This is a genomic window from Neisseria subflava (assembly GCF_003044645.1).
Classification (GTDB): domain Bacteria; phylum Pseudomonadota; class Gammaproteobacteria; order Burkholderiales; family Neisseriaceae; genus Neisseria; species Neisseria subflava_B.
The window spans coordinates 57,884-84,751 of record NZ_POXL01000004.1 but is presented as its reverse complement, the minus strand read 5'-3'; the positions used below and the strand labels follow the sequence as shown (position 1 = coordinate 84,751).

Annotated in this window: 25 protein-coding genes; 16 read left to right on the top strand and 9 right to left on the bottom strand. The window is 51.4% G+C overall.

Going from position 1 to position 26,868, the window contains the following annotated elements:
- Positions 1 to 126: 126 nt before the first annotated feature.
- The 3 genes from recQ to DBY97_RS05700 form a co-directional block, all read right to left on the bottom strand.
- Complete coding sequence (gene recQ, locus DBY97_RS05710) at positions 127 to 2,436, bottom strand: DNA helicase RecQ (RefSeq protein ID WP_107857757.1); 2,310 nt, start codon at positions 2,434 to 2,436, stop codon at positions 127 to 129.
- A 216-nt stretch (positions 2,437 to 2,652) separates the two neighbouring features.
- Positions 2,653 to 2,988 (bottom strand): zinc ribbon domain-containing protein YjdM, encoded by a 336-nt coding sequence (locus DBY97_RS05705; RefSeq protein ID WP_107857756.1) that lies wholly within the window; start codon positions 2,986 to 2,988, stop codon positions 2,653 to 2,655.
- 60 nt (positions 2,989 to 3,048) lie between these two features.
- The gene (locus DBY97_RS05700; protein WP_004519158.1) at positions 3,049 to 3,387 is read right to left on the bottom strand and encodes a hypothetical protein; all 339 of its coding nucleotides are present in this window, start codon (positions 3,385 to 3,387) and stop codon (positions 3,049 to 3,051) included.
- 446 nt (positions 3,388 to 3,833) lie between these two features.
- On the opposite strand from DBY97_RS05700, the gene DBY97_RS05695 reads away from it, so the two are divergent.
- Positions 3,834 to 4,790: a DUF2167 domain-containing protein gene (locus DBY97_RS05695; RefSeq protein ID WP_107857755.1), complete on the top strand. Its 957-nt coding sequence runs from the start codon at positions 3,834 to 3,836 to the stop codon at positions 4,788 to 4,790.
- 65 nt (positions 4,791 to 4,855) lie between these two features.
- Here the strand turns inward: DBY97_RS05695 and gltX are convergent, their stop codons facing one another.
- Entirely contained in the window at positions 4,856 to 6,250 is a 1,395-nt protein-coding gene (gene gltX, locus DBY97_RS05690) for a glutamate--tRNA ligase (protein ID WP_107857754.1), read from the bottom strand.
- Positions 6,251 to 6,409: 159 nt separating this feature from the next.
- On the opposite strand from gltX, the gene DBY97_RS05685 reads away from it, so the two are divergent.
- Positions 6,410 to 7,504, top strand: a complete 1,095-nt coding sequence (locus tag DBY97_RS05685) for an ABC transporter substrate-binding protein (protein WP_107792280.1) — start codon at positions 6,410 to 6,412, stop codon at positions 7,502 to 7,504.
- Positions 7,505 to 7,621: 117 nt separating this feature from the next.
- Positions 7,622 to 7,873, top strand: a complete 252-nt coding sequence (locus DBY97_RS05680; protein ID WP_070826712.1) for a hypothetical protein — start codon at positions 7,622 to 7,624, stop codon at positions 7,871 to 7,873.
- Positions 7,874 to 7,943: 70 nt separating this feature from the next.
- Here DBY97_RS05680 and DBY97_RS05675 read toward each other — a convergent pair whose 3' ends face one another.
- Together DBY97_RS05675 and arsC are read right to left on the bottom strand one after the other, a co-directional pair.
- Positions 7,944 to 8,600, bottom strand: a complete 657-nt coding sequence (locus DBY97_RS05675; RefSeq protein ID WP_107857753.1) for a YdcF family protein — start codon at positions 8,598 to 8,600, stop codon at positions 7,944 to 7,946.
- A gap of 25 nt (positions 8,601 to 8,625) precedes the next feature.
- Positions 8,626 to 8,985 (bottom strand): arsenate reductase (glutaredoxin), encoded by a 360-nt coding sequence (gene arsC, locus DBY97_RS05670; protein WP_107857752.1) that lies wholly within the window; start codon positions 8,983 to 8,985, stop codon positions 8,626 to 8,628.
- 169 nt (positions 8,986 to 9,154) lie between these two features.
- Here arsC and DBY97_RS05665 point away from each other — a divergent pair, with 169 nt between their 5' ends.
- From DBY97_RS05665 to metG, 5 genes are all read left to right on the top strand, one after another.
- Positions 9,155 to 9,637 (top strand): TlpA disulfide reductase family protein, encoded by a 483-nt coding sequence (locus DBY97_RS05665; protein WP_107857751.1) that lies wholly within the window; start codon positions 9,155 to 9,157, stop codon positions 9,635 to 9,637.
- Positions 9,638 to 9,887: 250 nt separating this feature from the next.
- Positions 9,888 to 10,538 carry a cell division ATP-binding protein FtsE gene (gene ftsE / locus DBY97_RS05660; RefSeq protein ID WP_003681151.1) on the top strand — a complete coding sequence of 217 codons (651 nt, stop codon included), beginning with the start codon at positions 9,888 to 9,890 and terminating at the stop codon, positions 10,536 to 10,538.
- On the top strand, positions 10,535 to 11,452 hold the full coding sequence (gene ftsX, locus DBY97_RS05655) for a permease-like cell division protein FtsX (RefSeq protein WP_107857750.1): 918 nt from the start codon (positions 10,535 to 10,537) through the stop codon (positions 11,450 to 11,452). The genes ftsE and ftsX overlap by 4 nt, the downstream gene beginning before the upstream one ends.
- Positions 11,453 to 11,647: 195 nt before the next feature.
- Positions 11,648 to 12,901, top strand: a complete 1,254-nt coding sequence (murA, locus tag DBY97_RS05650; protein WP_049333045.1) for a UDP-N-acetylglucosamine 1-carboxyvinyltransferase — start codon at positions 11,648 to 11,650, stop codon at positions 12,899 to 12,901.
- A gap of 127 nt (positions 12,902 to 13,028) precedes the next feature.
- Positions 13,029 to 15,086, top strand: coding sequence for a methionine--tRNA ligase (gene metG / locus DBY97_RS05645; RefSeq protein WP_107857749.1), 2,058 nt, complete (start codon positions 13,029 to 13,031; stop codon positions 15,084 to 15,086).
- Between the two features lie 399 nt (positions 15,087 to 15,485).
- On the opposite strand, the gene cas2 is transcribed toward metG, so the two are convergent.
- Entirely contained in the window at positions 15,486 to 15,776 is a 291-nt protein-coding gene (gene cas2 / locus DBY97_RS05640) for a CRISPR-associated endonuclease Cas2 (protein ID WP_101755680.1), read from the bottom strand.
- Positions 15,777 to 16,076: 300 nt separating this feature from the next.
- Between cas2 and csx16 the strand changes: the two genes are divergently transcribed.
- Both csx16 and csm6 read left to right on the top strand, forming a co-directional pair.
- Positions 16,077 to 16,376: a CRISPR-associated protein Csx16 gene (gene csx16 / locus DBY97_RS05635; RefSeq protein ID WP_107857748.1), complete on the top strand. Its 300-nt coding sequence runs from the start codon at positions 16,077 to 16,079 to the stop codon at positions 16,374 to 16,376.
- Between the two features lie 27 nt (positions 16,377 to 16,403).
- Positions 16,404 to 17,492 carry a CRISPR-associated ring nuclease Csm6 gene (csm6, locus tag DBY97_RS05630; RefSeq protein ID WP_159069478.1) on the top strand — a complete coding sequence of 363 codons (1,089 nt, stop codon included), beginning with the start codon at positions 16,404 to 16,406 and terminating at the stop codon, positions 17,490 to 17,492.
- Positions 17,493 to 17,566: 74 nt separating this feature from the next.
- Here csm6 and rsgA read toward each other — a convergent pair whose 3' ends face one another.
- Positions 17,567 to 18,433 carry a ribosome small subunit-dependent GTPase A gene (gene rsgA / locus DBY97_RS05625; RefSeq protein ID WP_107857746.1) on the bottom strand — a complete coding sequence of 289 codons (867 nt, stop codon included), beginning with the start codon at positions 18,431 to 18,433 and terminating at the stop codon, positions 17,567 to 17,569.
- 150 nt (positions 18,434 to 18,583) lie between these two features.
- Between rsgA and DBY97_RS05620 the strand changes: the two genes are divergently transcribed.
- The 5 genes from DBY97_RS05620 (at position 18,584) to DBY97_RS05600 (ending at position 23,429) form a co-directional block, all read left to right on the top strand.
- A complete protein-coding gene (locus tag DBY97_RS05620) occupies positions 18,584 to 19,201 on the top strand; it encodes a tellurite resistance TerB family protein (RefSeq protein WP_107857745.1) in 618 nt (205 codons plus the stop codon).
- A gap of 99 nt (positions 19,202 to 19,300) precedes the next feature.
- Positions 19,301 to 20,221 (top strand): patatin-like phospholipase family protein, encoded by a 921-nt coding sequence (locus DBY97_RS05615; RefSeq protein ID WP_107857744.1) that lies wholly within the window; start codon positions 19,301 to 19,303, stop codon positions 20,219 to 20,221.
- A gap of 108 nt (positions 20,222 to 20,329) precedes the next feature.
- The gene (locus DBY97_RS05610; RefSeq protein ID WP_107857743.1) at positions 20,330 to 22,186 is read left to right on the top strand and encodes a ribonuclease catalytic domain-containing protein; all 1,857 of its coding nucleotides are present in this window, start codon (positions 20,330 to 20,332) and stop codon (positions 22,184 to 22,186) included.
- Between the two features lie 135 nt (positions 22,187 to 22,321).
- Complete coding sequence (locus DBY97_RS05605; RefSeq protein ID WP_003681131.1) at positions 22,322 to 22,549, top strand: exodeoxyribonuclease VII small subunit; 228 nt, start codon at positions 22,322 to 22,324, stop codon at positions 22,547 to 22,549.
- On the top strand, positions 22,533 to 23,429 hold the full coding sequence (locus DBY97_RS05600; protein WP_107857742.1) for a polyprenyl synthetase family protein: 897 nt from the start codon (positions 22,533 to 22,535) through the stop codon (positions 23,427 to 23,429). The genes DBY97_RS05605 and DBY97_RS05600 overlap by 17 nt, the downstream gene beginning before the upstream one ends.
- Positions 23,430 to 23,585: 156 nt before the next feature.
- Here DBY97_RS05600 and ftsY read toward each other — a convergent pair whose 3' ends face one another.
- Positions 23,586 to 25,118, bottom strand: a complete 1,533-nt coding sequence (ftsY, locus tag DBY97_RS05595) for a signal recognition particle-docking protein FtsY (RefSeq protein WP_199900739.1) — start codon at positions 25,116 to 25,118, stop codon at positions 23,586 to 23,588.
- A 145-nt stretch (positions 25,119 to 25,263) separates the two neighbouring features.
- Between ftsY and msrAB the strand changes: the two genes are divergently transcribed.
- Positions 25,264 to 26,832, top strand: coding sequence for a bifunctional peptide-methionine (S)-S-oxide reductase MsrA/peptide-methionine (R)-S-oxide reductase MsrB (gene msrAB / locus DBY97_RS05590; protein WP_107857741.1), 1,569 nt, complete (start codon positions 25,264 to 25,266; stop codon positions 26,830 to 26,832).
- The last annotated feature ends 36 nt before the right edge of the window (positions 26,833 to 26,868 follow it).

Below are 26,868 nucleotides of genomic sequence, written 5' to 3'. Positions count from 1 at the left end.
GCTGACAAAATAAATGAATATATTTTCTTATTCATTGTTTTATAAAGATTAAAAATTCAAAAAGGCCGTCTGAAACACCATACTTGATTGGGTTTCAGACGGCCTTTAACGATAAAACGCGGTCAATTAATCCGCTTGTTTGCACAATTCGACAATTTCCGCACCGTATTTGTCGGTCTTCTCCTCATTCATGCCGTGGATTTCCGCCAACTCCACCAAATCTTGCGGCCGTCGGGCGGCAATCGCGCGCAGGGTAACTTTGCTGCATATCTGATAGGCTTCGAGGCCTTCATGGCGGGCAGTATCGATGTTCCACTGAAGCAGGCGGCGCATCAATCGGCGTTTGCGTTTGTCCTCTTCGCTCAGGCCGTCTGAAAATGGGCGGCAGATGTTTAAAATACCCTCGCCGTATTGTTCGATGCGTTTTTCTCCGAGTTTATACACGCCTAAAAGGTCGATGGGTTCTGCAGGCGTATTGGTCAGCAAATCGTCCATGCTTTCGTTGGAGAACACCGTTCCCAGCGTTACTTGATCGGCACTTGCCTGCTGCTCGCGCCAAGTTTCCAAAGCCTGTTTTAAGGCTTGTTCGCGCTCGTCTAGGCTGTGGATAACTTGTATATTTTCTGTGGAAACCGTACCGGCTTCAGCCATTTCGCAAACGTCGAGTATCTCCAAACCGAATTTATTGATTTTCGCCTCGCCCAAGCCGTAGATTTGATGTAAATCTTCCAAACTTCGGGGCATTTTTTCGACAATATCGCGCAGGGTTTTGTCGCCGCAAACCACATAGGCCGGTACTTCCTCCGCCCGGGCGCGTTGTTGCCGCCATTGGCGCAATGCCTGCCACAAACGCTCTTCGCGTTCCGTACGCAACCAATCGTCTTTTGGCTTTTGAGTGGCCGTTTTTTCGCGGCGCAGGGGACGCAGCATGACTTCGGTTTCGCCCTTGAGGACTTTTTTTGCCGCTTCGGTCAGCTGCAGGGCTTGATGTTGCTCGACATTGACGGTGAGATAGCCCAGACTGATGCACTGGCGGATGACGCTGCGCCATTCCTTATCGGTCTGTTCGCTGCCGATGCCGAATGTGGATAACTTGTCATGGCCGTTGCGCAGTATCCAATCGTCGCTTTTGCCGCGCAAAAGGTTGGTGATGTAACCGGCGGCAAAACGTTGTCCGGCGCGGTACACGCAGCTGAGTAATTTTTGCACCAACACCGTGCCGTCAAACCGCACGGGCGGATGCAGGCAGTTGTCGCAATGGCCGCAGGGTTCGGATTCTTCGCCGAAATGTTTGAGCAACAGTACGCGGCGGCAGGCGGCGGTTTCGCAGACGGAAAGCATGGCATCGAGTTTTTGCATTTCGATTTGCTTTTGCACCTCGTCGCTGTTGCCTTCGGCAATCCGTTCGCGCAGCAACACCCAATCGTTCAAGCCGTAACACAGCCAGCTCACGGCAGGCAGCCCGTCCCGGCCGGCGCGCCCAGATTCCTGATAGAAATGTTCGACACTCTGGGGCATATCGAGATGGGCGACAAAGCGCACGTCGGGTTTGTCTATGCCCATGCCGAACGCCACGGTCGCCACCACAATAATATTGTCTTCATGCGTAAAACGGCGTTGGTTTTCCTCGCGCACGTCCATGCTCAAACCGGCATGATACGGAATCGCCTCCAAGCCGTTTTCACACAAAAACTGCGCCACATCCTCGACTTTTTTACGGCTTAAGCAATACACAATGCCGCTTTGCCCATGCATCTGCTTGCGGATAAAATCCAGCAATTGTTTTTTGCCATTATTTTTTTCGATAACCTGATAATAAATATTCGGGCGGTCAAAGCTGGAGATAAATTCGGGCGCATTGTCCAAGTGCAGATAATGCTTGATGTCGGCGCGCGTGGCCGCATCGGCAGTAGCGGTCAGGGCGATGCGCGGGACGTTCGGATAGCGTTCGGCAAGCATGCCGAGCTGTTGATATTCGGGGCGGAAATCGTGTCCCCATTGGCTGACGCAATGCGCCTCATCAATGGCAAACAGACTGACGGTTTGTTGGTCGAGAAAACGCAAAAAACGGTCGGTAACCAAGCGTTCCGGCGCGACATAAAGCAGTTTCAGACGGCCTTGGGCAAGCTTGTCGGCAATCTCGCGCGCCTCATCTGCCGATGTGCCGCTGTTGACTGCCGCCGCTTCAATCCCGGCCACATGCAGGCTGGCTACTTGGTCGTTCATCAGCGCAATCAGCGGCGATACGACAACCGCTACGCCTTCGCGCATCAGCGCCGGAATCTGGTAACACAAAGACTTGCCCCCGCCCGTCGGCATCAGCACCATCAAACTCTCGCCGCCGGCCAAAGCATTGACGATAGCCTCCTGCTTGCCACGAAATTCGGGATAACCGAATACTTCGTGCAAAATCTGTTTGGCGGTCGGCTGAGGCATAATGGTTCCGTAGAATAGGGGAAAGCGTTATTTTAACGGTTTTACACCCGCGTATGTGCGGAACATTTTGCCGCCGCTTTTTCAGACGGCCTGAAACTCAACTCTATTAAAGTTATTTAATTTTAAATAAAGATTTATTTTATTTTGAGTGAAATGCACAAAGGCCGTCTGAATCCTAATCTTCGGATTTCAGACGGCCTTTCAAAAATAAAATCTTTAGGCTTTTTTGACGAACTCAGATTTCAAGTTCATCGCGCTGCCATCGATTTTACAACCGATATTGTGGTCGCCATCTTGCAGGCGGATGCCTTTGACTTTGGTGCCTTGTTTGATGACCATAGAGCTGCCTTTGACTTTCAGATCTTTAATCAAGACAACCGTATCGCCATCTTGCAAGACCGCGCCGTTGGCATCTTTGACTTCCAAGGCATCATCGCTTGCAGCCGCAGCATCGACCTCGTTCCACTCGTAGGCGCACTCAGGGCAAACGTATTGAGCGCCGTCTTCATAAGTATATTCGGAGTGGCATTTCGGGCAGGGAGGTAGGGACATGGGGGTTTCCTTATAAATATGATAAAAGAAGCGTAAAACGCAAATAATACAATGTCTAAATTATTGATTCGCCTTGCTGCCGCCTACACCGTAAACAGCATTCCAAGCCGCGTCCAACATCTGACCGGCTTGTTGCAGCTTGGCATTTTGCTGCTCTTTCTGAGCCAAGGCCGTCTGAATTTCGCCTTTCAAACGGTCAATATCGGATTGCGCAGCCTGCAAACGGCGCTGCGCACTTTCCAAATCGCTTTGCAGGGAAATGATTTTGCTGTCGTTACTGTTTTGCTCATGCAAAGCGGCACGGTAAACCGATTGGACAGACAGCAAACGGTCTTCCGCCTCACCGGCATACGCCGCGGCGGCGGATAACATCATCAGGGCAAGTAAGGTTTTTTTCATGGGTTTTCCTTTAAAGTTGTTTGATTTGTAAAGTAAAGCGCAGAGCTGATTTTTCAGCCGCCAAGTTTATACATAATAGGCTTGTTGGTCTTTGTTCTTAATGGCTTATTTTATCCAATTCGGACATTCAGGCTACCAATAAAAGTTAATTCAATCGGCAGTTGTAACAGGCAGGTGGCTATTATTTTCTCATATTCTCCGCCTTATTCCATTATTTTCTGGTTTTATTAGAAAAGGCCGTCTGAAAAATTTTCAGACGGCCTTTTTGAGTTTCACAATGATGGCTCTGCCTCTCGTCAAAAAGCTTTCCTGTATTTTTTAAATTACAGTCATATTTAAATATGTAAATATGATTTATTTATTGTAAAATTTACCCTTTAGTCATGCCGGAGCATATGGTGTTGCGGCTGTCTGCATCTTTTTAATTCTTCTTTCATGAGAACCCTATGATGAAAAGCAACCGTCTCGCCTATGCCGTTTTGGCAGCCCTACTATCTATCCAAACCCTGCCAGCTTCTGCAGCCAACGCTGATACCGCTTCTGCCGTCGAAGCATCCGGGCAAGAAGCGCAACAAGCCTCAGACTCTATCGCGAACTACGTTGACGACCAGATCGTCCAAGGCCCAGCAACCGTTGATTTGGGCAATCAGGCCAAACTGAAACTGCCTGCAAAAATGGTCTTTGTGAAAAAAAATCGCGCCAACGCCATGATGAGGGAAGCAGGTAATGCCACAGATCCCAACCGCTACGGCCTGATTCTCCCCGAATCGGAGAACGAGGACAGTGACACTAATTGGATAGTAGACCTGACCTTTACCGATTCCGGCTACATCAAAGACGATGATGCCAAAGAATGGGATGTTGAAGCCATGCTCGAGCAGCTGAAAGAAGGCACCGAGGAACAAAACAAAGAACGAGCCTCCCGCAACATACCGGAAATAGAAACACGCGGCTGGGTAGAAAAACCTCAATATGATGCAAAGACCCATCGTCTGATTTGGTCGATTGACATTCTGAATAAAAACGAACCCGACCCCAATCCTACCATCAACTACAATACTTTCCAGCTTGGACGCGAAGGCTATATTGAATTGACTATGATCGCCGATTTGAAAAGCATAGATCAATACAAACCTATTGTGCAAGAATTGTTGGGCAATATCGAATTCAACGAAGGCAAGCGTTATAGCGATTTCAATGCGGCAACCGACAAAGTAGCCGAATACGGACTGGCTGCCTTGGTTGGCGGTATCGCTGCAAAAAAACTGGGATTATTAGCTTTGGCCGGCGCATTACTGGCTAAATTCGGCAAACTGATTATTTTCGGTGCTGTTGCAGCAGGCGCATTGTTTAAAGGCCTGTGGCGCAAAAAAGATAAAAATAAACCGAACGAAGAAGAATAAATAAATCCTGTTCAAAATAAAAAGGCCGTCTGAAACATTTCAGACGGCCTTTTATCATTCATGCCTTACGAACGTATCCGTTTCAATACTTCTTCTTTGCCGATTAATGCCAATACGGCATCGACGCTTGGGGTTTTCGCCGTACCGCAGACAGCGAGGCGCAAAGGCATACCGAGTTTGCCCATTTTAATGCCTTCTTCGTCGCAGAAAGGTTTGAAGAGGTCGTGGATGGCTTCGGCGTTCCAGTCTTCCAGCCCTTCGAGGCGTTCGGCAAAGCGCAGCATACGGGCGGCGGCTTCGTCGTCCCAGTGTTTCTGCACGTCAGCTTCGGCAGGGGTTTGTTTGACGTAGAAGTAGAGGCACTCGTCGGCAAGCGTGTTCAGGTCTTGGGCGCGGTCTTTGACCAATGCCAACACGTCTTCCAAAGCAGGCTTGCTTGTTTCGTGGATATCGCGCAGGGCGAGGCGCGGTTTCACCATTTCGACCAGTTTCTCGTTGGCGGTGATTTTGATGTGTTCGCCGTTAATCCAGTAGAGTTTCTTCAAGTCCATGCGGCTTGGAGACGGGGAAACATCTTTCAAATCAAACCATTCGATGAATTGTTCCATTGTGAAGAATTCGTCGTCACCGTGTGCCCAGCCCAAGCGTGCCAGATAGTTGAGCATGGCTTCGGGCAGGATGCCCATTGCGCCAAAATCGGTGATGGCAACGGTATCGCCGCTGCGTTTGGAGATTTTTTTGCCTTGTTCGTTGAGAATCATGGGCAGGTGGCCGTATTCGGGTAGGGTGGCGCCAATGGCTTTTAAGATGTTGATTTGTTTCGGCGTGTTGTTCACATGGTCGTCGCCGCGGATAACGTGGGTAATGCCCATGTCGTAGTCGTCCACCACGACGCAGAAGTTGTAGGTCGGTGTGCCGTCGGCGCGGGCGATAATCAGGTCGTCGAGCGCTTCGTTGGGGATGGAGATTTCGCCTTTGACCAAGTCTGTCCATTTGGTCACGCCGTCCAAAGGCGTTTTGAAACGGACAACAGGTTGCACGTCGGCAGGGATTTCGGACAGAGTTTTGCCTTCTTCCGGACGCCAACGGCGATCGTACGTCGCCGTGCCTTCTTTTTCTGCTTTCTCGCGCATGGCTTCCAGCTCTTCTTTGCTGCAATAGCAGTAGTAGGCATGGCCTTTTTCTAAAAGTTCGGCGATGACTTCTTTATAGCGGTCGAAACGGCGGGTTTGGTACACGACGTTGTCGGCGTTGTCGTAGTTCAGGCCGACCCATTTCATGCCGTCGAGGATGATGTTGACGGATTCGGCAGTAGAGCGCGCCAAGTCGGTGTCTTCGATACGCAATAGGAACTCGCCTTTATGATGGCGGGCAAACGCCCATGAGAACAGGGCGGTGCGTACGCCGCCGATGTGCAGGTAGCCGGTTGGGCTGGGGGCGAAACGGGTTTTGACGGTCATGATGGCTCCAAAATCTTTTAAAACAGTTATTTTACTTTTTCGGCGTGGTTTAAACAATGTAAGGCCGTCTGAAAATAATGTCGGCGCAGAAGGACCGTCTGGGAACTTTTCTCCTGAAAACAAGACAAATGATAATTATTTCTTTGAAAGTATCCGCTCATGAACAAACGCGCTTTATTTACCGCCCTCGCCCTCCTGCCCCTTTTTGCCCAAGCTGAAATCAAAACTATCAAAGACGTATTGGGACGCGAAGTCAAAGTCGATGTCCCTGTCAAACGCGCGGTTTTGGCGTTTTACTATCCCGACTATATCGCGGTAACGGGTGCGGACAAATTTAAAAACGTCATCGGCATTTCGCGTGAGTTTTGGGAGAAATTCAATCCCGGCAGCTGGGCGATGTTCAAACAGAAGCTGCCTACGCTGCAAAACATTGCGGACATCGGCAACATCAGCACTGGCACGTTTTCACTGGAGAAAACGCTCGCGCTCAAGCCGGACGTATTGATTCTGGCCGACTGGCAGTATAAGGCCGTCGCCACCCACCTGCCGCGCATTAAAGCGGCAGGCATACCCGTCGTCGTGGTCGATTTCAACGCCGAAACCGTCGCGCGGCACACGCGCAGTGCGGAAATTTTCGGCGAACTCAACGGTACGCAGGCGCGCGCCCAAAAAATTGCCGCCGAATACGCCCGAGGCATTGCCGACATCCAAAAACGCGTCGCGCGCGCCAAGCAGTCCAAACCGAAAATCTATATCGAGTTCGGCGACAAAGGCCCGTCCGAATACAGCTACACCTTCGGCAAAGATATGTGGGGCGCGATTGCCGACACAGCAGGCGGCAACAATATCGCCGCGCCTTACGTTAAAAACTGGGGACCGATAAACCCTGAAAAATTCCTGACGTCCAAACCCGACGTCATCGTCATTTCGGGGACGGAAAACGGCCATAAAGACAAGCCTGGCATTATGGCGATGGGCATAGGCATCAGCCAGGCCGATGCGCAACGCCGCCTGGCCGGATTTGTCAAACGCAAAGGCTGGGCAGACATTCCTGCCGTCAAAAACAAACGCGTTTACGGCATCTACCACACCGCCTCCCGCTCGCTCACCGATTTGGCCAGCGCGCAATTTATCGCCAAAACCCTGTATCCGCAGCAGTTTGCCGACATAGACCCAAACAAGACCTATCTGGACTTCTACCGCAAATACCTGCCCGTCGTGCCGGACGGTACGTTTTACATCCGATTGAAATAGTGGCTGCAAAAATCATAGGCTCAGGCCGCCTGAAGATTCAGACGGCCTGAACATGCTATGCCGATAAAGATTTAATGAGTATAATTACTGTTCTTTCAACAAAATTACTGGGTACGTATGAACGGACAAAACCAAATCGACCAGCCTCAGGCTCCGGTCGTCAGCATCAAAGAATGGTTGCTAACAAACTTGATTTTGATGATTCCGCTAGTCAATATAGTTATGACGCTTGTATGGGCATTCGGCTCAAACACCAATCCGAATAAAGCCAATTATTTCAAGGCTGCCTTGATTCTGTTTGTCATCTATCTGGTACTGGCTGTAGCTGTAGTCATTTTTGGCAGTGCAGCTGCAAATCAATATCAATAAGTAAGCATACATTTAGGCCGTCTGAAACCTAAAAGGATTCAGATGGCCTTTTACATGGATTACCGAAGGCTCAACCACCTATCCAATTCCAAACCGCATCGCTCCATTTGCCGATACGGTAGAGAAACAAAGAATAGCTCTCCTGCATCAGAAACTTGGCTTTCTTGCTGCGCTCGTCAAAGCGCGTGGTCGGTGTGGCAGAGAACTGCGCGTCTGACAAGCCCAAATCGGCGGCCATTTCTTCGGCGCGAGCCAAATGATACGGGTCGCTGACAACGATAATGCTGCCGACTCCGTTGGCGTGCATGATGGGGACGACATTGCGCAGGTTTTCGTAAGTGTTGCGCGACGTGTTTTCAAACAGGATATTGTGCGCCGGTATGCCCTGCTTGAGTGCGTATCGGCGCCCCACTTCGGCTTCGGTCATAAATCCTTTTTTGGGCGTACCGCCGGTGAAAATGATTTTGCCGACCCGATGGCTTTGGTAGAGCGTGATGGCATGGTTGATGCGCTCACGGAATACCGGCGACGGGCGTTTGTCCCACGCCGCCGCACCCAACACCACCGCCGCATCGGCATGAGCGTCCTTCGGCAAGGTTTGCAAACCTGTCCGGTAAATCTGCCATGTGCCGCTCAAAAAAATACCGCACACCAGCAAAACGCTCAAAGCAAGGCCGCGAAACAGGTAATATCGCAGGCCAGTGCGGCTTTTAAGCAGGGAAATCATCTTCAGACGGCCTTATCCAACCCCATCAGCCGAGTAGGGCGGCTATGTTTTCCAACGGACGGCCGATGGCTGCGCGCGTAGGCGTTACCAAAACGGGACGCTCAAGCAGGGCGGGGTGTTCGGCGATTGCCTGAAGCAGGGCGGCATTGTCCAAATCGGGATTGTCCAAACCCAATTCTTTGTACAAATCGTCTTTCGTGCGCATCATGCCGCGCACCGATTCGATGCCGAGTTTGGCAAACATATCCTGCAAAGTCGCCAAATCGGGCGCGGTATCCAGATATTTGACTACGTCGGCGGCAACGCCTTTTTCTTCGAGCAAAGCCAGCGCGGCACGCGATTTGCTGCAACGCGGGTTGTGATAAAGTATGAATTCAGACGGCATGAAAGTCTCCGTATTATTGCAAAATCATTCAATGATGGCGGTTATTATCGTCTGCAACTGATTTTTACTCAAACTTTTTACTTGATATCTTGATACGAATCGGTAGGCATGCCCACCAAACCGTTTTACAATAAACACAATTTCGATTGGCAACCTCAAGGATACAACCATGAAAGCCTTAACCGCCCTTCTCTTGTCCGCCACCGTTTTTACCGCTGCACCGGCCTTTGCCGCCGACGAAACGGCAGGTTGGCAGGACAACAAACCGCAAAGTCTGGAATCGCTCAAAGCCCCCGTGCGCGTGGTCAACCTTTGGGCAACCTGGTGCGGCCCCTGCCGTAAAGAAATGCCCGCCATGTCCGCATGGTACAAAGCGCAGAAAAAAGGCAGCGTCGATATGGTCGGCATCGCGCTGGATACGACCGACAACATCGGCAAATTCCTAAAACAAACGCCGGTCAGCTACCCGATTTGGCGTTATACCGGCGCCAACAGCCGCAACTTCATGAAAGCCCACGGCAACAACGTCGGCGTATTGCCCTTCACAGTCGTCGAAGCGCCGAAATGCGGCTACAAACAAACCATCACCGGCGAAATCAACGAAAAAAGCCTGACCGCCGCCGTGAATTTGGCCAAAACCAAATGTAAATAAAACAGCGGATAGGGTGCTTAACCTACGCTGCTGATACCGAGGCCGTCTGAAACCCAATCGTTCAGACGGCCTTTTTCAAACCATGTTGTTTTGTGTTGCAAACCGGCAGTGTCTCCGCCGGCAGAACCGGGGTTTCACTATCAAAAAGCAGCCGAAATATTTATAATCTGTGAATATCCCCATTTTTTCAGACGGCATGTTGCCCTATCGATGACGCCGGCCGTCTGAATCCCTATTTTCAGGAAAACCCATGATCCGTTTCGAACAAGTTTCCAAAACCTATCCCGGCGGTTTCGAAGCCCTGAAAAATGTCAGTTTCCAGATTAACAAAGGTGAGATGATTTTTATCGCCGGCCATTCGGGCTCAGGCAAATCCACCATTTTGAAGCTGATTTCAGGCATTACCAAGCCTACCAAAGGCAAGGTTTGGTTCAACAATCAAGACCTCGGCACCTTGAGCGACAATCAGATCGGCTTTATGCGCCAACATATCGGCATTGTCTTCCAAGACCACAAAATCCTCTACGACCGCAATGTCTTGCAAAACGTTATCCTGCCTTTGCGGATTAGCGGCTACCAGCCGCGCAAAGCGGAAGAGCGCGCACGTATTGCGATTGAGAAAGTCGGCTTGAAAGGCCGCGAAAACGATATGCCCATCACTTTGTCCGGCGGCGAACAACAGCGTTTGTGCATCGCGCGTGCAGTGGTTCACCAACCCAGCCTGCTGATTGCCGACGAGCCGTCCGCCAGCCTCGACCGCGCCTATGCGCTGGATATTATGGAATTGTTCAAAACCTTTCATGAAGCAGGCACGACTGTGATTGTTGCGGCGCACGATGAAACGCTGATGGCGGATTACGGCCACCGCGTCTTGCGCCTGCAGAAAGGACGCCTCGCATGAGTATGATTCACTACATCTCGTTACACGTCGAATCGGCGCGCGCCGCGCTCAAAGAGCTTCTGCGCCAACCCATCGGCACGCTGCTGACCCTGCTCATGCTTGCCGTTGCCATGACCTTGCCGCTGTTTATGTATTTGGGCATCCAAAGCGGACAAAGCGTGTTGGGCAAACTCAACGAGTCGCCGCAAATTACGGTTTATATGGATACCGATGCGGCAAGTTCTGATGCCGATACGGTAAAAAACCTTCTCCAACGCGACAGCCGTATCGATAAAGTCCGCTTTATCAGCAAGCAGGAAGGTTTGGAAGAATTGCAAACCAATCTCGACCAAAACCTCGTTTCCATGCTCGATGGCAACCCGTTGCCCGATGTCTTTATCGTTACGCCCGACCCTGCCACTTCTCCGGATCAGATGCAGGCCATCTATAAAGACATTACCAAACTGCCACGCGTCGAATCTGCAACCATGGATACGGAATGGGTACAAACCCTTTATCGTATTAACGAATTTATCCGTAAGATTTTGTGGTTCCTCTCGCTGACTTTGGGCATGGCCTTTGTCTTGGTGGCACACAACACCATCCGCCTGCAAATCCTCAGCCGCAAGGAAGAGTTGGAAATCACCAAGCTGTTGGGGGCACCCGCTTCCTTCATCCGCCGCCCTTTCCTTTATCAGGCAATGTGGCAGAGTATTTTCTCCGCCGCCGTCAGCCTGGGCTTGTCGGCCTGGCTGCTGGCCGAAGTACGGCCGCTGGTGGACGCGATTTTCAAACCCTACGGCCTGAACATCGGCTGGCGTTTCTTCAAATTTAGCGAAGTGTCGCTGGTATTCGGCTTCGTCATCACGCTGGGCGTATTCGGCGCATGGCTGGCCACCACGCAACACCTTTTGGGCTTCAAAGCCAAAAAATAAGCCCTGGCAAACAGGCCGTCTGAACCATTCAGACGGCCTGAAATCTTATCCTTTCGCAACTTAAACAAACCTTGTGAAAATTTAATACTGCCAAATCTAACAGCAAGGGCATAATCCCTTATAATTGATGGTTTATTATCATCTCATTTCATTTGTGCGGCATAAGCCGTGCAGACAAATAACGAAAGACATCCTGTGGACAAACTCAAAATCTCTGCCAACGGCCCCCTCAACGGCGAAATCATCGTATCCGGCGCGAAAAACGCCGCCCTGCCGCTGATGTGTGCCGGTCTGCTAACTTCCGGCACTTTACGCTTGAAAAACGTACCCATGCTCGCCGATGTCAAAACCACCCAAAAACTGCTGCAAGGTATGGGCGCACGCGTTTTGACCGACAACATCTCCGAATTTGAAATCAACGGTGGCACTGTCAACAACACCTGCGCACCTTACGAGCTGGTAAAAACCATGCGCGCATCCATCTTGGTTTTGGGCCCGACCCTCGCCCGCTTCGGCGAAGCCCAAGTCAGCCTGCCCGGCGGTTGCGCCATCGGTTCGCGCCCGGTTGACCAACACCTCAAAGGCCTCGAAACCATGGGGGCAGAAATCACCATCGAACACGGTTACGTCAAAGCCAAAGGCCGTCTGAAAGGCACGCGCGTCACCATGGATGTCGTAACCGTAGGCGGCACTGAAAACCTGCTGATGGCGGCCACGCTTGCAGAAGGCACCACCATCCTCGAAAACTGCGCCATTGAACCCGAAGTCGTCGATTTGGCCGAATGCCTCGTCAAAATGGGCGCAAAAATCAGCGGCATCGGTACAGCAACCATGACCATCGAAGGCGTAAAAGAGCTGCACGGCTGCGAACACAGCGTCGTTCCCGACCGTATCGAAGCCGGTACCTTCCTCTGCGCCGTCGCCATGACCGGCGGCAAAGTCGTCCTGCGCAATGCCGCCCCCAAAACCATGGAAGTCGTATTGGACAAACTGACCGAAGCCGGTGCCATCATCGAAGCCGGCGACAACTGGATTTCCATCGACATGCAACAACGTCCCAAAGCCGTGGATATCCGCACCGTCGTCCATCCAGGCTTCCCAACCGACATGCAGGCGCAGTTTATGGCCATGAACGCCATTGCCGAAGGCAGCAGTCGCGTGGTGGAAACCATTTTTGAAAACCGCTTCATGCACGTTCCCGAACTCAACCGCATGGGCGCAGACATCACCACCGAAGGCAACACCGCCTACATTAAAGGCGTAGAAAAACTCTCCGGCGCCGTCGTGATGGCAACCGACCTGCGCGCCTCCGCCAGCCTCGTCATGGCCGGTTTGGTCGCTGATGGCGAAACCATCGTCGAACGCATCTACCACCTCGACCGCGGCTATGAATACATCGAGAAAAAACTCGGCGGCGTAGGCGCAAAAATCGAACGCGTACGCGGTTAATCCCATACGCAGCCGATAAATAAAAGGCCGTCTGAAACACCGGCAATCGGGTTTCAGACGGCCTTTGCGTATTGTTTTGCGGTATAATTCCCGACATCTTTATCCATTGTTTTTAAAAGCACAAACCATGACACGCAAAATCCTTGTCACTTCCGCGCTGCCGTATGCCAACGGCAGCATCCACCTCGGCCACATGGTCGAACACATCCAAACCGACGTTTGGGTACGTTTCCAAAAACTGCGCGGCCACGAATGCTACTACTGCTGCGCCGACGACACCCACGGCACGCCCGTGATGCTTGCCGCACAAAAACAAGGCATTGCGCCCGAAGACATGATTGCCAAAGTGCGCGAAGAGCACCTCGCCGACTTTACCGGTTTCGGCATCGGCTACGACAATTATTACAGCACCCATTCCCCTGAAAACAAACAGTTTTCCCAAGACATTTACCGTGCACTGAAAGCCAACGGCAAGATTGAGAGCCGCGTCATCGAGCAGCTTTTCGACCCTGAAAAACAAATGTTCCTGCCCGACCGCTTCGTCAAAGGCGAATGCCCCAAATGCCACGCCCAAGACCAATACGGCGACAACTGCGAAGTTTGCGGCACGACCTATTCCCCGACCGAACTGATCAACCCGTATTCCGCCGTTTCCGGTGCCAAACCCGAATTGCGCGAATCCGAACACTTCTTCTTCAAACTGGGCGAATGCGCCGACTTCCTCAAAGCATGGACTTCCGGCAACAATCCGCACGACGGCAAGCCCCATCTGCAACCCGAAGCCCTCAACAAAATGAAAGAATGGCTGGGCGAAGGCGAAGAAACCACGCTGTCCGACTGGGACATTTCCCGCGACGCGCCGTATTTCGGTTTCGAAATCCCCGACGCGCCGGGCAAATACTTCTACGTCTGGCTGGACGCGCCCGTCGGTTACATGGCGTCGTTTAAAAACCTGTGCGACCGCATCGGCATCGATTTTGACGAATACTTCAAAGCCGACAGCCAAACCGAGATGTACCACTTCATCGGCAAAGACATCCTCTATTTCCACGCCCTGTTCTGGCCCGCCATGCTGCATTTCTCCGGCCACCGCGCCCCGACCGGCGTGTACGCACACGGCTTTTTAACTGTAGACGGACAAAAAATGTCCAAATCGCGCGGCACCTTCATCACCGCCAAATCCTATCTGGAACAAGGCCTGAACCCCGAGTGGATGCGCTACTACATCGCCGCCAAACTCAACAGCAAAATCGAAGACATCGATTTGAACCTGCAAGACTTTATCAGCCGCGTCAACAGCGACCTCGTCGGCAAATACGTCAACATCGCCGCCCGCGCCTCAGGTTTCATCGCCAAACGCTTTGAAGGCCGTCTGAAAGATGTTGCCGACAGCGAATTGCTGGTAAAACTGACCGCACAAAGCGAAGCCATTGCCGAATGCTACGAAAGCCGCGAATACGCCAAAGCCCTGCGCGACATCATGGCCTTGGCAGACATTGTCAACGAATACGTTGATGCCAACAAACCTTGGGAACTCGCCAAACAAGAAGGCCAAGACGCACGCCTGCACGAAGTATGCAGCGAGCTCATCAACGCCTTTACCATGTTGACCGCCTACCTCGCCCCCGTATTGCCGAAAGTGGCCGAAAACGCCGCCAAATTCCTGAATTTGGAAGCCATCACTTGGGCAAATACATGCGAAACCTTGGGCGAACATGCCATCAACAAATACGAACATTTAATGCAACGAGTGGAGCAAAAACAAGTGGACGATTTAATCGAAGCCAACAAACAAAGCATCGCCGCAGCAGCTGCGCCTGCCGCCGAAGAGAGCAAATACGAAAAAGTCGCCGAACAGGCCAGCTTTGACGACTTCATGAAAATCGATATGCGCGTCGCCAAAGTATTGAACTGCGAAGCCGTCGAAGGCAGCACCAAACTTTTGAAATTCGACCTCGATTTCGGTTTTGAAAAACGCATCATCTTCTCCGGCATCGCCGCGTCTTATCCCAACCCCGCTGAGTTGAACGGCCGCATGGTCATCGCCGTCGCCAACTTCGCCCCGCGCAAAATGGCAAAATTCGGCGTATCCGAAGGCATGATCCTCTCCGCCGCCACGGCAGAGGGCAAACTGAAGCTCCTTGACGTTGACGCGGGTGCACAGCCCGGGGATAAAGTGGGCTGATATCTTTTACCATAGCACAAAGGCCGTCTGAAACTTTCAGACGGCCTTTTACTAAAATATGCTTCTCAAGCAATAGCTTGAATGTTAAAATGACAATATTGTTCCCAATAGGGAACAATAGGTTTTTCAGGGTAAGTCAGACTTGGATTGCCCTTATTTTTCAGGCGGAAGCCTTGTTTTTTATGTTAGTCCCCGTTTATCTTTGTGAATATTTGTAATTTAGATATTGACCATTTTAACCTGCTGAATTTAATAGAAAAAACTCCCCTCCGCTCTCTGAAAAACCTCCCCACCACATGGGGATAATTCAACGGTAAACAAATGCCGTCTGAAACCTGTAATTTAGGGTTTCAGACGGCATTTTTATAAGGAACAGCCATCTATAAGACGGTCGGTCTATCAGCCTGAAATGACCGGAATATGGCCGCACAGTACGATACCTTCTGCCAAGAGGCTGCCTTTGAGTTCGTAGATGGGGCTGTGCGGGCTGAGCGGATAGATACGCAAATCGTCTGCCTTATCCAACATTCCGGTCAGTTTTTGAAACAAATGTTGCGCTTCTTCTTGTGTACCTTTAAAAATGAAGACGCTGTTTTGCAAATGTAGCGCTTGTCCGCTTAAAAAACGGTAAGCCCTGCCCAATCGTTTACGGTCGGTAATATCGTAGGCTATCAGCCAGTTTTGTTTCATGATGCCTCGCTTTCTTCATCGGTTTCGTTTTCTATCACCATCCAGCCACCGTCAAGGGCGATATCGGGCTGACGGCTGACTGCCGCCAGATACTTGAGCAGGCGGATGCAGCTTTGACGGATGTCTTTGCGCCATTCTTTTGCTTGTTGTTCATAGGCTTGGTAAAAGCGGTGTATGCTTATGTTTTAGAGAATATCGGCAGGTTGTATGTTGTATGCATTGATGACAAATTTGTGTTTGATGATGGGGTCTGAAATAGCAGATATGATGCGGTTTTTAAATTAACGGGGTAAGGTTCGGATGACTGTTTGGTTTGTTTCCCGCTACCAAGGTGCCATTGATTGGGCGGTGCGTGAATCAGGCTTTGCGATTGATCGTTTTGAGCCGCATTTGAATACGGATGAAGTCGCTGATGGCGATGTGGTATTGGGTACGTTGCCGCTGCATTTGGCCGCGGATGTATGTGCCAAAGGTGCGGTATTTTATTTTTTACAGCTGCCGCAGGAGCTGTCGGGACGTGGGTCTGAATATACGGCCGATGAGATGGTGTGTATGGGTGCGCGTTTACGCCGGTTTGATGTATCGAGCTGCGAGGATTAAGGCGGCATATTGACAGGGAAAATGAAAATGAAAGAAAAGATTTTGGTCGTGGTGTCGGGAATGACGCCGCAAATTATTACGGAAACTGTGTTTGCCCTTGCTCAAAAGCAATGGATTCCTAACCGTATTGTGGCGCTGACGACTTTGGCCGGTGCGGAAAAAATCAAAAGCCGGCTGCTGGGCGAAAACGGATATTTCAGACGGCTGCGTCAGGAATATGATTTGCCGGATATTCACTTTGATGAGCATTCAATTGAGATTATCCACGATGAGAATGGCTCTTTGGAAGATATTCGTACGCCGGAACAAAATAATGCGGCAGCAGATATGATTGTGCGATGGATTCGGGATTTGTGTGCCGATAAGAATACGGAGTTGCATATTTCGATTGCAGGCGGACGAAAATCTATGGGTTTTTATATCGGCTATGCTTTGTCGCTTTTTGGCAGAAAACAGGACAAGATGTCCCATGTTTTGGTAGAAGAGGCTTTTGAAACGCATCCGGAATTTTTCTATCCGCCTAAAAATGAGCTGTTTTTGAATACTAGCAAGCATGGGATGATGGATGCCTCTAAGGCACAAGTCATGTTGGCAGAAATTCCGTTTGTCCGCATGGGTGGCGGAAAAGTGGATTGGACGCTGACGGAAGGACAAACTTTTTCTCAAGCTGTGATGTGTATACAAGAAATGTTGGATGATACGCAGGTTGTTATTGATGTGGAAAAAGGGCACATCCACTTTGGTACGGTTTGCGTGGACAATCTGACTCCTCGAGAATTTTCCATCTATCTGACAATGGCGCAACTGTGTATAGACGGCCGGAAAATCAAGCAGGAAGAAGAGGAGGAATTGGCACGCTTGGTTTGGGCAAACTATAAAAATCGTCGCAAAAAATCTGATGAGATTACATTGGAAAAATGGTTGGAAGACGATGGTGTGAAATCAGGCTCGTTCTTTTGGGCTCGATTCGGGGAAGACCGCTCAAACATTGCGAAGAAATTCCGCAAGGTTATGGGGGAATACGGCAAACAATTTACCATCCATGCGGAGGGAAAACGTAATAAGCTGTATTATTTGCCTCTAGAGCCATCTTCTATCGATATTCAAAACAAGTGATAGCCCAAGCAAAGGCCGTCTGAAACTTTCAGACGGCCTTTTTATTTATCCAAACACTTATTTCCGTTAAAACTTTATCTCAACAATTCATCGGTAACACGTTGCAGAAATTCGATGCGCTCGGGTTTGGCTTCGCCTAATTCGGCAGCGGCTTTGACGGCGCAGCCGGGTTCGGCGCGGTGGGTGCAGTTATGGAAACGGCACTGGCCGATAAGGTGGCGCAGGTCGGGGAAGTATTGTAATAAATCGGCGGCTTGGAGATGGTGCAGGCCGAATTCTTGCAGGCCGGGGGAATCGATGAGTCGGGTTTCTGCGTTTAAATCGTATAGTTGGGCGTGGGTGGTGGTGTGTTTGCCGGAGTCGAGTGCGGTGGAAATGTCGCCGGTTCGGGCGGCTTGGTTGCCGAGTAGGACGTTGGTCAGGGTGGACTTGCCCATGCCACTTTGTCCGAGCAGGATGTTGGTTTGCCCTTCTAAAATAGGACGCAGGATGTCGGCGTTTTCCAATGCATTGGTTTCGACCACTAAATAGCCGAGGGTTTCGTAGAATTTGAGTTTCTCGCGCCATTGGGCGGTTTCGGGGAGGTCGGCTTTATTGAGGACGATAACGGCGTTAATGCCGGCCGCTTCGGCCGCGAGGAGGGCGCGTTGCAACAGGGCTTCGCTGGGTGAGGGGCTGGCGGCGGTTACGATGAGGAGTTGGGTAACGTTGGCGGCAATCAGTTTGGTTTTCCACGCGTCTTGGCGGTAGAGCAGGCTTTCGCGCGGGAGGTAGTCTTCAATCACGACTTGTTCGCCGTTGATGGGGCTGATGCGGACTTGGTCGCCGCAGGCGAAATCGACGCGTTTTTTACGGGTGGTGGCGTCATATGTTTGGCCGTCGAGGGTGCGGACAATATAGCGGCGGCCATAGCTGGTAATGATTTGGGCAGTATCGGTCATGATGGGGTTTATTGTTTGGAATGGTGTGATTGTACCGAAAGTCGGCTATGGCCGTCTGAAAACTTGTTTGCACCTTTTAACTTTCTTTGGCTTGGTTTTTTAGTATTTCTGCCCTATATTTGCAATGTATTTGTTTTCAGGAGATTTTTTATGGATTTCAGTCAGTTGCTCAATCAGGTTTTGGGTGCAGCTCAAAAAGGCGGCAAAGCGGTGGCGGACAGCCCGCTCAATTCTTTCGGCGGCGGCGCGTTGACGGGTGCTTTGGCATCGATGCTGTTGAAAAAGAAAAACACGAAGAAGCTGGTCAAGGCCGGCTCGGTCGCTGCTTTGGGTTTTCTGGCTTATAAAGGCTATCAAAACTGGAAACAAAACCGCCAGCAGGAAGAATTGCCGCAAAGTGCGTTCCAACCTGCCGGCCTGATTGGTGAAAACCACAGCCGTGTGATTTTGCAAACGATGATTGCGGCGGCGGCTTCAGACGGCCTGATTGACGATGCGGAACGCGCGGCGATTGAGCGTGAAAGCGGCAGCGATGCGGAAACGGCGGCATGGCTGCAGGCGGAATATGCGCAACCGGCCTCTATCGAGCAAATTGCCGCTTCTGTCGGCAGCGACAAGGCTTTGGCAGCTGAAACGTATCTGGCGGCCAGATTGGTCTGCGCGGACTTGTCACGCAAGGAAATCGTGTTCCTGAGCCGTTTGTCCCAAGCTTTGAATTTGGACGACCAACTGGTCGAAAACTTGGAAAAACAGCTCGAATTGGCTTGAGCTTGATTTAAAAGGCCGTCTGAAACCTGATTTCAGACGGCCTTTCGACTTAATTTCAGAGTAAAATAACCCTTTCGACATATTAAAGGCTGTCTGAACATGAATAAACTTTTTTCCACATTCAAAACGTTTTTAGCCGCTTCGTCCGTCTTGGTATTTGCCGCCTGTCCGAGCAGCAACGCGCCGCAATCCAAACCTTCTACGCAGGGTCAAAATACGGTTTCGCGTCCTGCACCCAAACCGAAAGCCACGGTTGCGCTGGCTTTGGGCGGCGGCGCGTCCAAAGGCTTTGCCCATATCGGAATTATTAAGGTTTTGAAAGAAAACAATATTCCGGTCAAAATTGTTACCGGCACATCCGCCGGCTCGATTGTCGGCAGTATGTACGCTTCGGGAATGTCGCCCGACCGCCTCGAATTGGAAGCGGAAATTTTGGGTAAAACCGATTTGGTGGATTTGACCTTGTCCACCAGCGGCTTCATCAAAGGCGAAAAACTGCAAAACTACATCAACCGCAAAGTCGGCAACCGCCCGATGCAGCAGTTCCCCATCAAATTTGCCGCCGTCGCGACCGATTTTGAAAGCGGCAAACCGGTGGTGTTCAACGTAGGCAATGCCGGACAAGCCGTCCGCGCTTCTGCTTCGATTCCGAACGTGTTCCAGCCTGTCGTTATCGGCAGCCGCAAATATGTAGACGGCGGCCTGTCACAGCCCATACCGGTCAGCGCGGCGAAAAAAATGGGCGCAAACTTCATCATTGCCGTCGATATTTCCGCCCGTCCGGCCAAAAATGTCAGCCAAGGCATGTTCTCCTATCTTGACCAAACCTTCAACGTAATGAGTCAAACCGCGTTGCGCCAAGAATTGGGACAAGCCAATGTGGTCATCAAACCGCAGGTTTTAGAGCTGGGTTCGGTTGGCGGTTTCGACCAAAAACAACGTGCCATCCAATTGGGCGAACAGGCCGCACGCGCTGCCCTGCCTGAAATCAAACGCAAACTGGCGGCATATCAGTATTAATCATCCGCCGTTTGAACAGGCCGTCTGAAAGTATATTTTTCAGACGGCCTTTCTTGTGCAAATCTGCTAAAATCACGCGTTTCCTACAAATCATAAAATCCTAAAAAAATGAATATCTTTTACGAAGAGTCCGGCCAATTCAAAGTTGCCTCCATCGTCCAAAAAAACGACGCCACCTACCAAGTCGATACCCAACACGGCAAGCGCACCAAAGTGAAGGCAAACAATGTCTTTGCCGAGTTTGACGGCGATATGGCGGCGTTTTTGGAGAACGCGCAGGCACAGGCGGCGGACATCGACACCGATTTATTGTGGGAAGTATGCGGCGAAGAGGAGTTTACCGCCGAAGCCATCGCCGAAGAATATTACGGCCATGCGCCGACCAAGACCGAGCTGGCAGCGACTTTGATTGCGCTTTACGCCGCGCCGATGTATTTCTACAAAAAAGCCAAAGGCGTGTTCAAAGCCGCGCCCGAAGAAACTTTGAAACAAGCGCTTGCCGCCATCGAACGCAAAAAACAGCAAGACGCGCAAATCGATGCTTGGGCAGAAGCCTTGAAACGCGGCGAGATGCCGTCTGAAATTGCAGCGGATTTGAAAACCATCCTGCACGCGCCCGACAAACAGTCGCTGACCTACAAAGCCTTTACCAAAGCCGCCGACGCGCTGAAAACCTCGGCCTACGAACTGGCGAAAAAAACGGGCGGCATTACGTCCATTCCCCAATACCTGCAAGACGGGTTTGAAATCAAATACTTCCCCAAAGGAACAGGCTTCCCCGACCTTCCGCTTCCTGAAATGCCCGACTTGCCCAAAGCCGACGTTACCGCTTTTTCCATTGACGACGAATCGACCACCGAAGTCGATGATGCCTTGAGCCTGACTGACTTGGGCAATGGCATGAAACGCGTCGGTATCCACATCGCCGCGCCGTCGCTTGCCATCAAACAAGGCGATAAAATGGAAAAAAACATCATGGAACGCTTGAGCACGGTTTATTTCCCCGGCGGCAAAATCACCATGTTGCCCGAAAACTGGATTACCGCGTTCAGCCTTGATGCAGGTGCATACCGCCCTTCCATCAGCATTTATTTCGATGTGGACAGCGAATTCAACGTCGGCGCGCCAACCTGCAAAATCGAAGCCGTCAATATCGCCGAAAACCTGCGCATCCAAGCCATCGAGCCGCATTTCAACGCCGAAACCGGCTTGGGCGAAGCAGGCGAAATGATGTTCGCCCACCATCAAGACCTGATTTGGTTCTATCAATTTGCCATCGCCTTACAAAAAGCGCGCGGCAAATACGAGCCAGACCGTGCGCCGCAATACGATTACAGCATCGAATTGGATGAGGAAGGTAACGTATCCGTCGTCCGCCGCGAACGCGGTTCACCCATCGATACGCTGGTCAGCGAGATGATGATTCTTGCCAACAGCACTTGGGCGCAAATGCTGGACGAAAACGAGCTGCCCGGCCTTTTCCGCGTCCAACCGGCAGGCAAAGTGCGCATGAGCACCAAATCCGAGCCGCACATCGGCATGGGCGTGCAGCATTATGGCTGGTTTACCTCGCCGCTGCGCCGCGCTGCCGACTACATCAACCAAAAGCAGCTGATCAGCCTGATAGATGATACTGCCGAGCCGCTGTATCAAAACAGCGATGCCGAGCTTTTCGCCGCGCTGCGCGACTTTGATGCCGCCTATACAGCCTACGCCGACTTCCAACGCCAAATGGAAGCCTACTGGAGCCTCGTGTACCTGCAACAGCAAGGCACGAGCGAGCTGACGGCCACCATCCTCAAAGAAGACCTCGTCCGCATTGAAGGCCTGCCGCTGGTAACGCGCGCGACCGGTATTCCGTTTGATGCGCTGCCCAAATCGCAGGCATTGTTCAAAATCACCGAATTAGATGCCGAGAAGCAGTTTATCGCGCTCAACTATCAAAAAGCCGTTTTACCGAGTTGATAACGTTATTTCGTTTGAAAAAAGGCCGTCTGAACAAAGAAACAGAAATCTTTGATTTCGTTTTCATCCCCGTTCAGACGGCCTTAATCATCTAAAAATGCTACAATTCCCCTTTTCTGCCCATCATTTCAAACCATGAAAAAAAACGCCCCCCAATCCTTTGAAGAAGCCTTATCCCGCCTCGAAACCCTGACCCAAGCCATGCAAAGCAGCGAAATGCCGCTGGAAGATGCTTTAGCCGCCTATCAGGAAGGCAACGAATTGGTCCGATACTGCCAAACCAAATTGGCGGAAGTCGAGCAGAAACTGCAAGTCTTGGATGCCGGCGAACTGAAGGAGTTGAACCTTGAACCCGGCGAATGAACTCAAAACATGGCAGCAAAAAGCCCAAGCGCAAACCGAATTGCTGCTGGCGCATTTCTTGCCGTCTGAAAGCCAAGTGCCGCACACGCTGCATGCAGCCATGCGTTACGTTACCCTCGGCGGCGGCAAACGGCTGCGCCCGCTCTTGGTGCTTGCCGCGTCCGAATTGGGCGAAGCAAACCAAAATGCCGTCGAGCAGGCGATGGTGGCCATCGAAATGGTGCACGTCTATTCTCTAGTTCACGACGATATGCCGGCGATGGACAATGACAGCCTGCGGCGCGGCAAACCGACCTGCCATGTGCAATACGATGAAGCAACCGCCCTTTTGGTCGGCGATGCGCTGCAAACCCAAGCCTTTGATGTACTGAGCCGTCCGACAGACCTGCCTGCCGAACGCCAGCTTACCATGTTGTCCACACTGGCTCAAGCATCCGGCAGCCTCGGCATGGCGGGCGGACAAGCCATCGACCTTGCCAATGTCGGCAAAGCCATGAATCAGGCCGAATTGGAACAGATGCACAGCCTTAAAACCGGCGCACTCATCCGCGCTGCCGTGGCCTTAGGCGCACTTTCCTGCCCAGACTTAACACCGGAGCAAATCCAAACCTTAGACCACTACGCCGCCAAATTGGGCCTGGCTTTCCAAGTGATCGACGATGTATTGGACTGCGAAGCCGATACCGCCACCTTGGGTAAAACCGCCGGCAAAGACTCGGACAACGACAAACCGACCTACGTCAAACTGATGGGCCTGCAGGCCGCGCGTACTTACGCAGAAACGCTGATTGCAGAAGCCGTTTCCCTGATCGAGCCATTCGGCGACAAAGCCCTGCGCCTGCGCCAACTGGCCGAGTTTGTTACCGCAAGGAAAAACTAAATCTGTAAATAAATAAAGGCCGTCTGAAACCTGATTTTGGGTTTCAGACGGCCTTTTTAACAGCCTGTTTGGCTGGTATCACCCGAATACGGAGTCTTTCAAAATACGGCTCAGAAATCCCCCGCAAACTGCGTTTGCAAGCCTCAGCCTGTCTGTTTAATCCAATAGGGCGTCTACAAACGCTTTGGCATTAAACGGACGCAAATCATCGATGCCTTCGCCCACGCCGATATAGCGGACGGGAACAGGGCGGTCAGAGGCAAGGGCGGCAAGGATACCGCCTTTGGCCGTACCGTCGAGCTTGGTGACGATCAGGCCGGTCAGACCCAGCGCTTCGTCAAAGGCTTTCACTTGGTTGACGGCGTTTTGGCCGATATTGGCATCAAGCACGACGATGATTTCATGTGGCGCATCAGGCATGGCTTTTTGCAACACGCGTTTCACTTTTTTGATTTCTTCCATCAAATGAAGCTGCGTCGGCAGGCGTCCGGCGGTGTCGGCAAGCACAATGTCTATGCCACGTGCTTTGGCGGCTTGGACGGCATCGAAGCAAACGGCTGCGGAATCGCCTGTGGTTTGCGAAATCACGGTTACATTGTTGCGCTCGCCCCAAGCTTGAAGCTGCTCACGCGCGGCGGCACGGAAAGTATCGCCTGCCGCCAGCAATACAGATTTACCCTGAGATTGGAAGTATTTGGCCAGTTTGCCGATAGATGTGGTTTTGCCTGCGCCGTTGATACCGGCAAGCATAATCACGAAAGGCTCCTTGGTTTCCGGCAAGACCAAAGGTTTCTCCAAAGGCTTAATCAAATCGTACAGCGCATCTTTCAGCGCGCCGCGCAATTCGTTGCCGTCTTTGAGGCCTTTGAGGCTGACACGGTCGCGCACGTCTTTCATCAAGTATTCGGTGGCTTCCATGCCCATATCGCTGGTAATCAGCACGGTTTCCAGCTCTTCGTACAAATCCTCGTCGATTTGTCCGCCGCCGAACACGCCAGCCAACGATTTTGCCATTTTGTCGCGTGATTTGGTCAAGCCTTGTTTCAAACGCGCAGCCCAACTAAGCCTGTGTTCTTCTGCCGGAGCAGGGGCTTCAGACGGCCTTTCCGCAACGGCTTCTTGAGCTTGCTCGACAACTTCGCTAACTGCCTCAACAGCTTCTTCTTTAACCGCTTCGGCTTGTTCTGCTGCTTCCTCAGCAACCTCGGCCACTTCAGACGGCATTTCGGCAACAGTTTCCTTTACCTGCTCAACAGCCTCGCTGACGGTTTCAACGGCCGTTTCTTTTACCGCTTCAGCCTGTTCTGCTGCTTCTTCAGCAGCCTCGGCCACTTCAGACGGCATCTCGGCAACGGTTTCCTTTACCTGTTCAACAGTCTCGCTGACGGTTTCAACGGCTGCTTCTTTTGCCGCTTCAAGGTGTTCTTCTACTTTTTCAACTGTTTCAGACGGCGTTTCGGTCAAAGCTTCCCGAACCTGCTCGACGGTTTCGCTGACAGTTTCAACAGCCGATTCGACAACCGATTCGACCTGCCCTTTGACGCTTTCTGCTAAAGATTCGGCATCTTCTTTAATATTTTCAACTACTTGAGCAACTTCAGATTCTACTTTTGCTGCGGTTTCCTGAACTTGAGCCTCCTCAGAAGCCGGAGTTTCCTGTTTTTTCTTGCGACGGAAGAAGCTGAACATTAAATTTTCCTTTTAATTTTAGAAACTTGAAATAGGGAGTATTGTAGCGTATTTTACGTGGCAAGGTCGTCTGAAAATCAAGGTTGTCAGGTTTTGGCATTTCCAACGTCTAATGAAACAAACCATCCATACAGGAAACATAGAGATGAATCCCCGCACATTATTTTCACTTTGCACCAAGTTCAGCTGCCTGCTTGCGCTTGGCGCTTGCTCATCCAAAATAATGGATACCGAAGCCGCAACCGTACCGCAGACATTGTCCTCATTGAAAACCCCTGACAACCGCCCTGCCGGTGTTTTCTTGAAAAAAGACAAACCGACCCTGATTAAATTTTGGGCAAGTTGGTGTCCTTTGTGTTTGTCCGAATTGGGGCAGACCGAAAAATGGGCGCAAGATAAGCGGTTCAGCTCCGCCAACCTGATTACCGTCGCGTCGCCCGGTTTTCTACACGAGAAAAAAGACGGCGATTTTCAAAAATGGTATGCCGGTTTGAACTATCCCAAGCTACCCGTCGTTACCGACAACGGTGGCACCATCGCCCAAAGCCTGAATATCGGCGTTTACCCTTCGTGGGCATTAATCGGCAAAGACGGCGACGTGCAGCGCATCGTCAAAGGCAGTATCAATGAAGCGCAGGCATTAGCGTTAATCCGCGACCCGAATGCCAATATAGGCCGTCTGAAAAATTCGTTCTACAAACCCGACACACAGAAAAAGGATTCAGCAATCATGAATACGCGCACCATCTACCTCGCCGGCGGCTGCTTCTGGGGCCTGGAAGCCTATTTCCAACGCATAGACGGCGTGGTTGACGCAGTATCCGGCTACGCCAACGGCAAAACGGAAAACCCGAGCTACGAAGACGTGTCCTACCGCAACACGGGCCATGCCGAGACCGTCAAAGTCACCTACGATGCCGACAAACTCAGCCTCGATGATATCCTGCAATACTATTTCCGCGTCGTTGACCCGACCAGCCTCAACAAACAAGGCAACGACACCGGCACGCAATACCGCAGCGGCGTGTACTACACCGACCCCGCCGAAAAAGCCGTCATTGCCGCCGCCCTCAAACGCGAGCAGCAAAAATACAAACTTCCCCTCGTCGTCGAAAACGAGCCGCTGAAAAACTTCTACGACGCCGAGGAATACCATCAGGACTACCTGATTAAAAACCCCAACGGCTATTGCCACATCGACATCCGCAAAGCCGACGAACCGCTGCCGGGCAAAACCAAAGCCGCCCCGCAAGGCAAAGGCTTTGACGCGGCAACGTATAAAAAACCTAGCGATGCCGAACTCAAACGCATCCTGACCGAAGAGCAATACCAAGTTACCCAAAAAAGCGCGACCGAATACGCCTTCAGCCACGAATACGACCACTTGTTCAAACCCGGCATTTACGTGGACGTTGTCAGCGGCGAACCCCTGTTCAGCTCTGCCGACAAATTCGATTCCGGCTGTGGCTGGCCAAGCTTTACCCACCCGATTAATGCCGCCGCCGTTACCGAACACGACGATTTCAGCTACAACATGCGCCGCACCGAAGTACGCAGCCATGCCGCCGACTCACACTTGGGACACGTCTTCGCCGACGGTCCGAAAAACAAAGGCGGCCTGCGCTATTGCATCAACGGCGCAAGTTTGAAATTCATTCCTTTGGAAGAAATGGATGCAGCCGGCTATGGTGCATTGAAAGACAAAGTGAAATAACGGTTTGAATCGAAAAAAGGCCGTCTGAAAAAGATT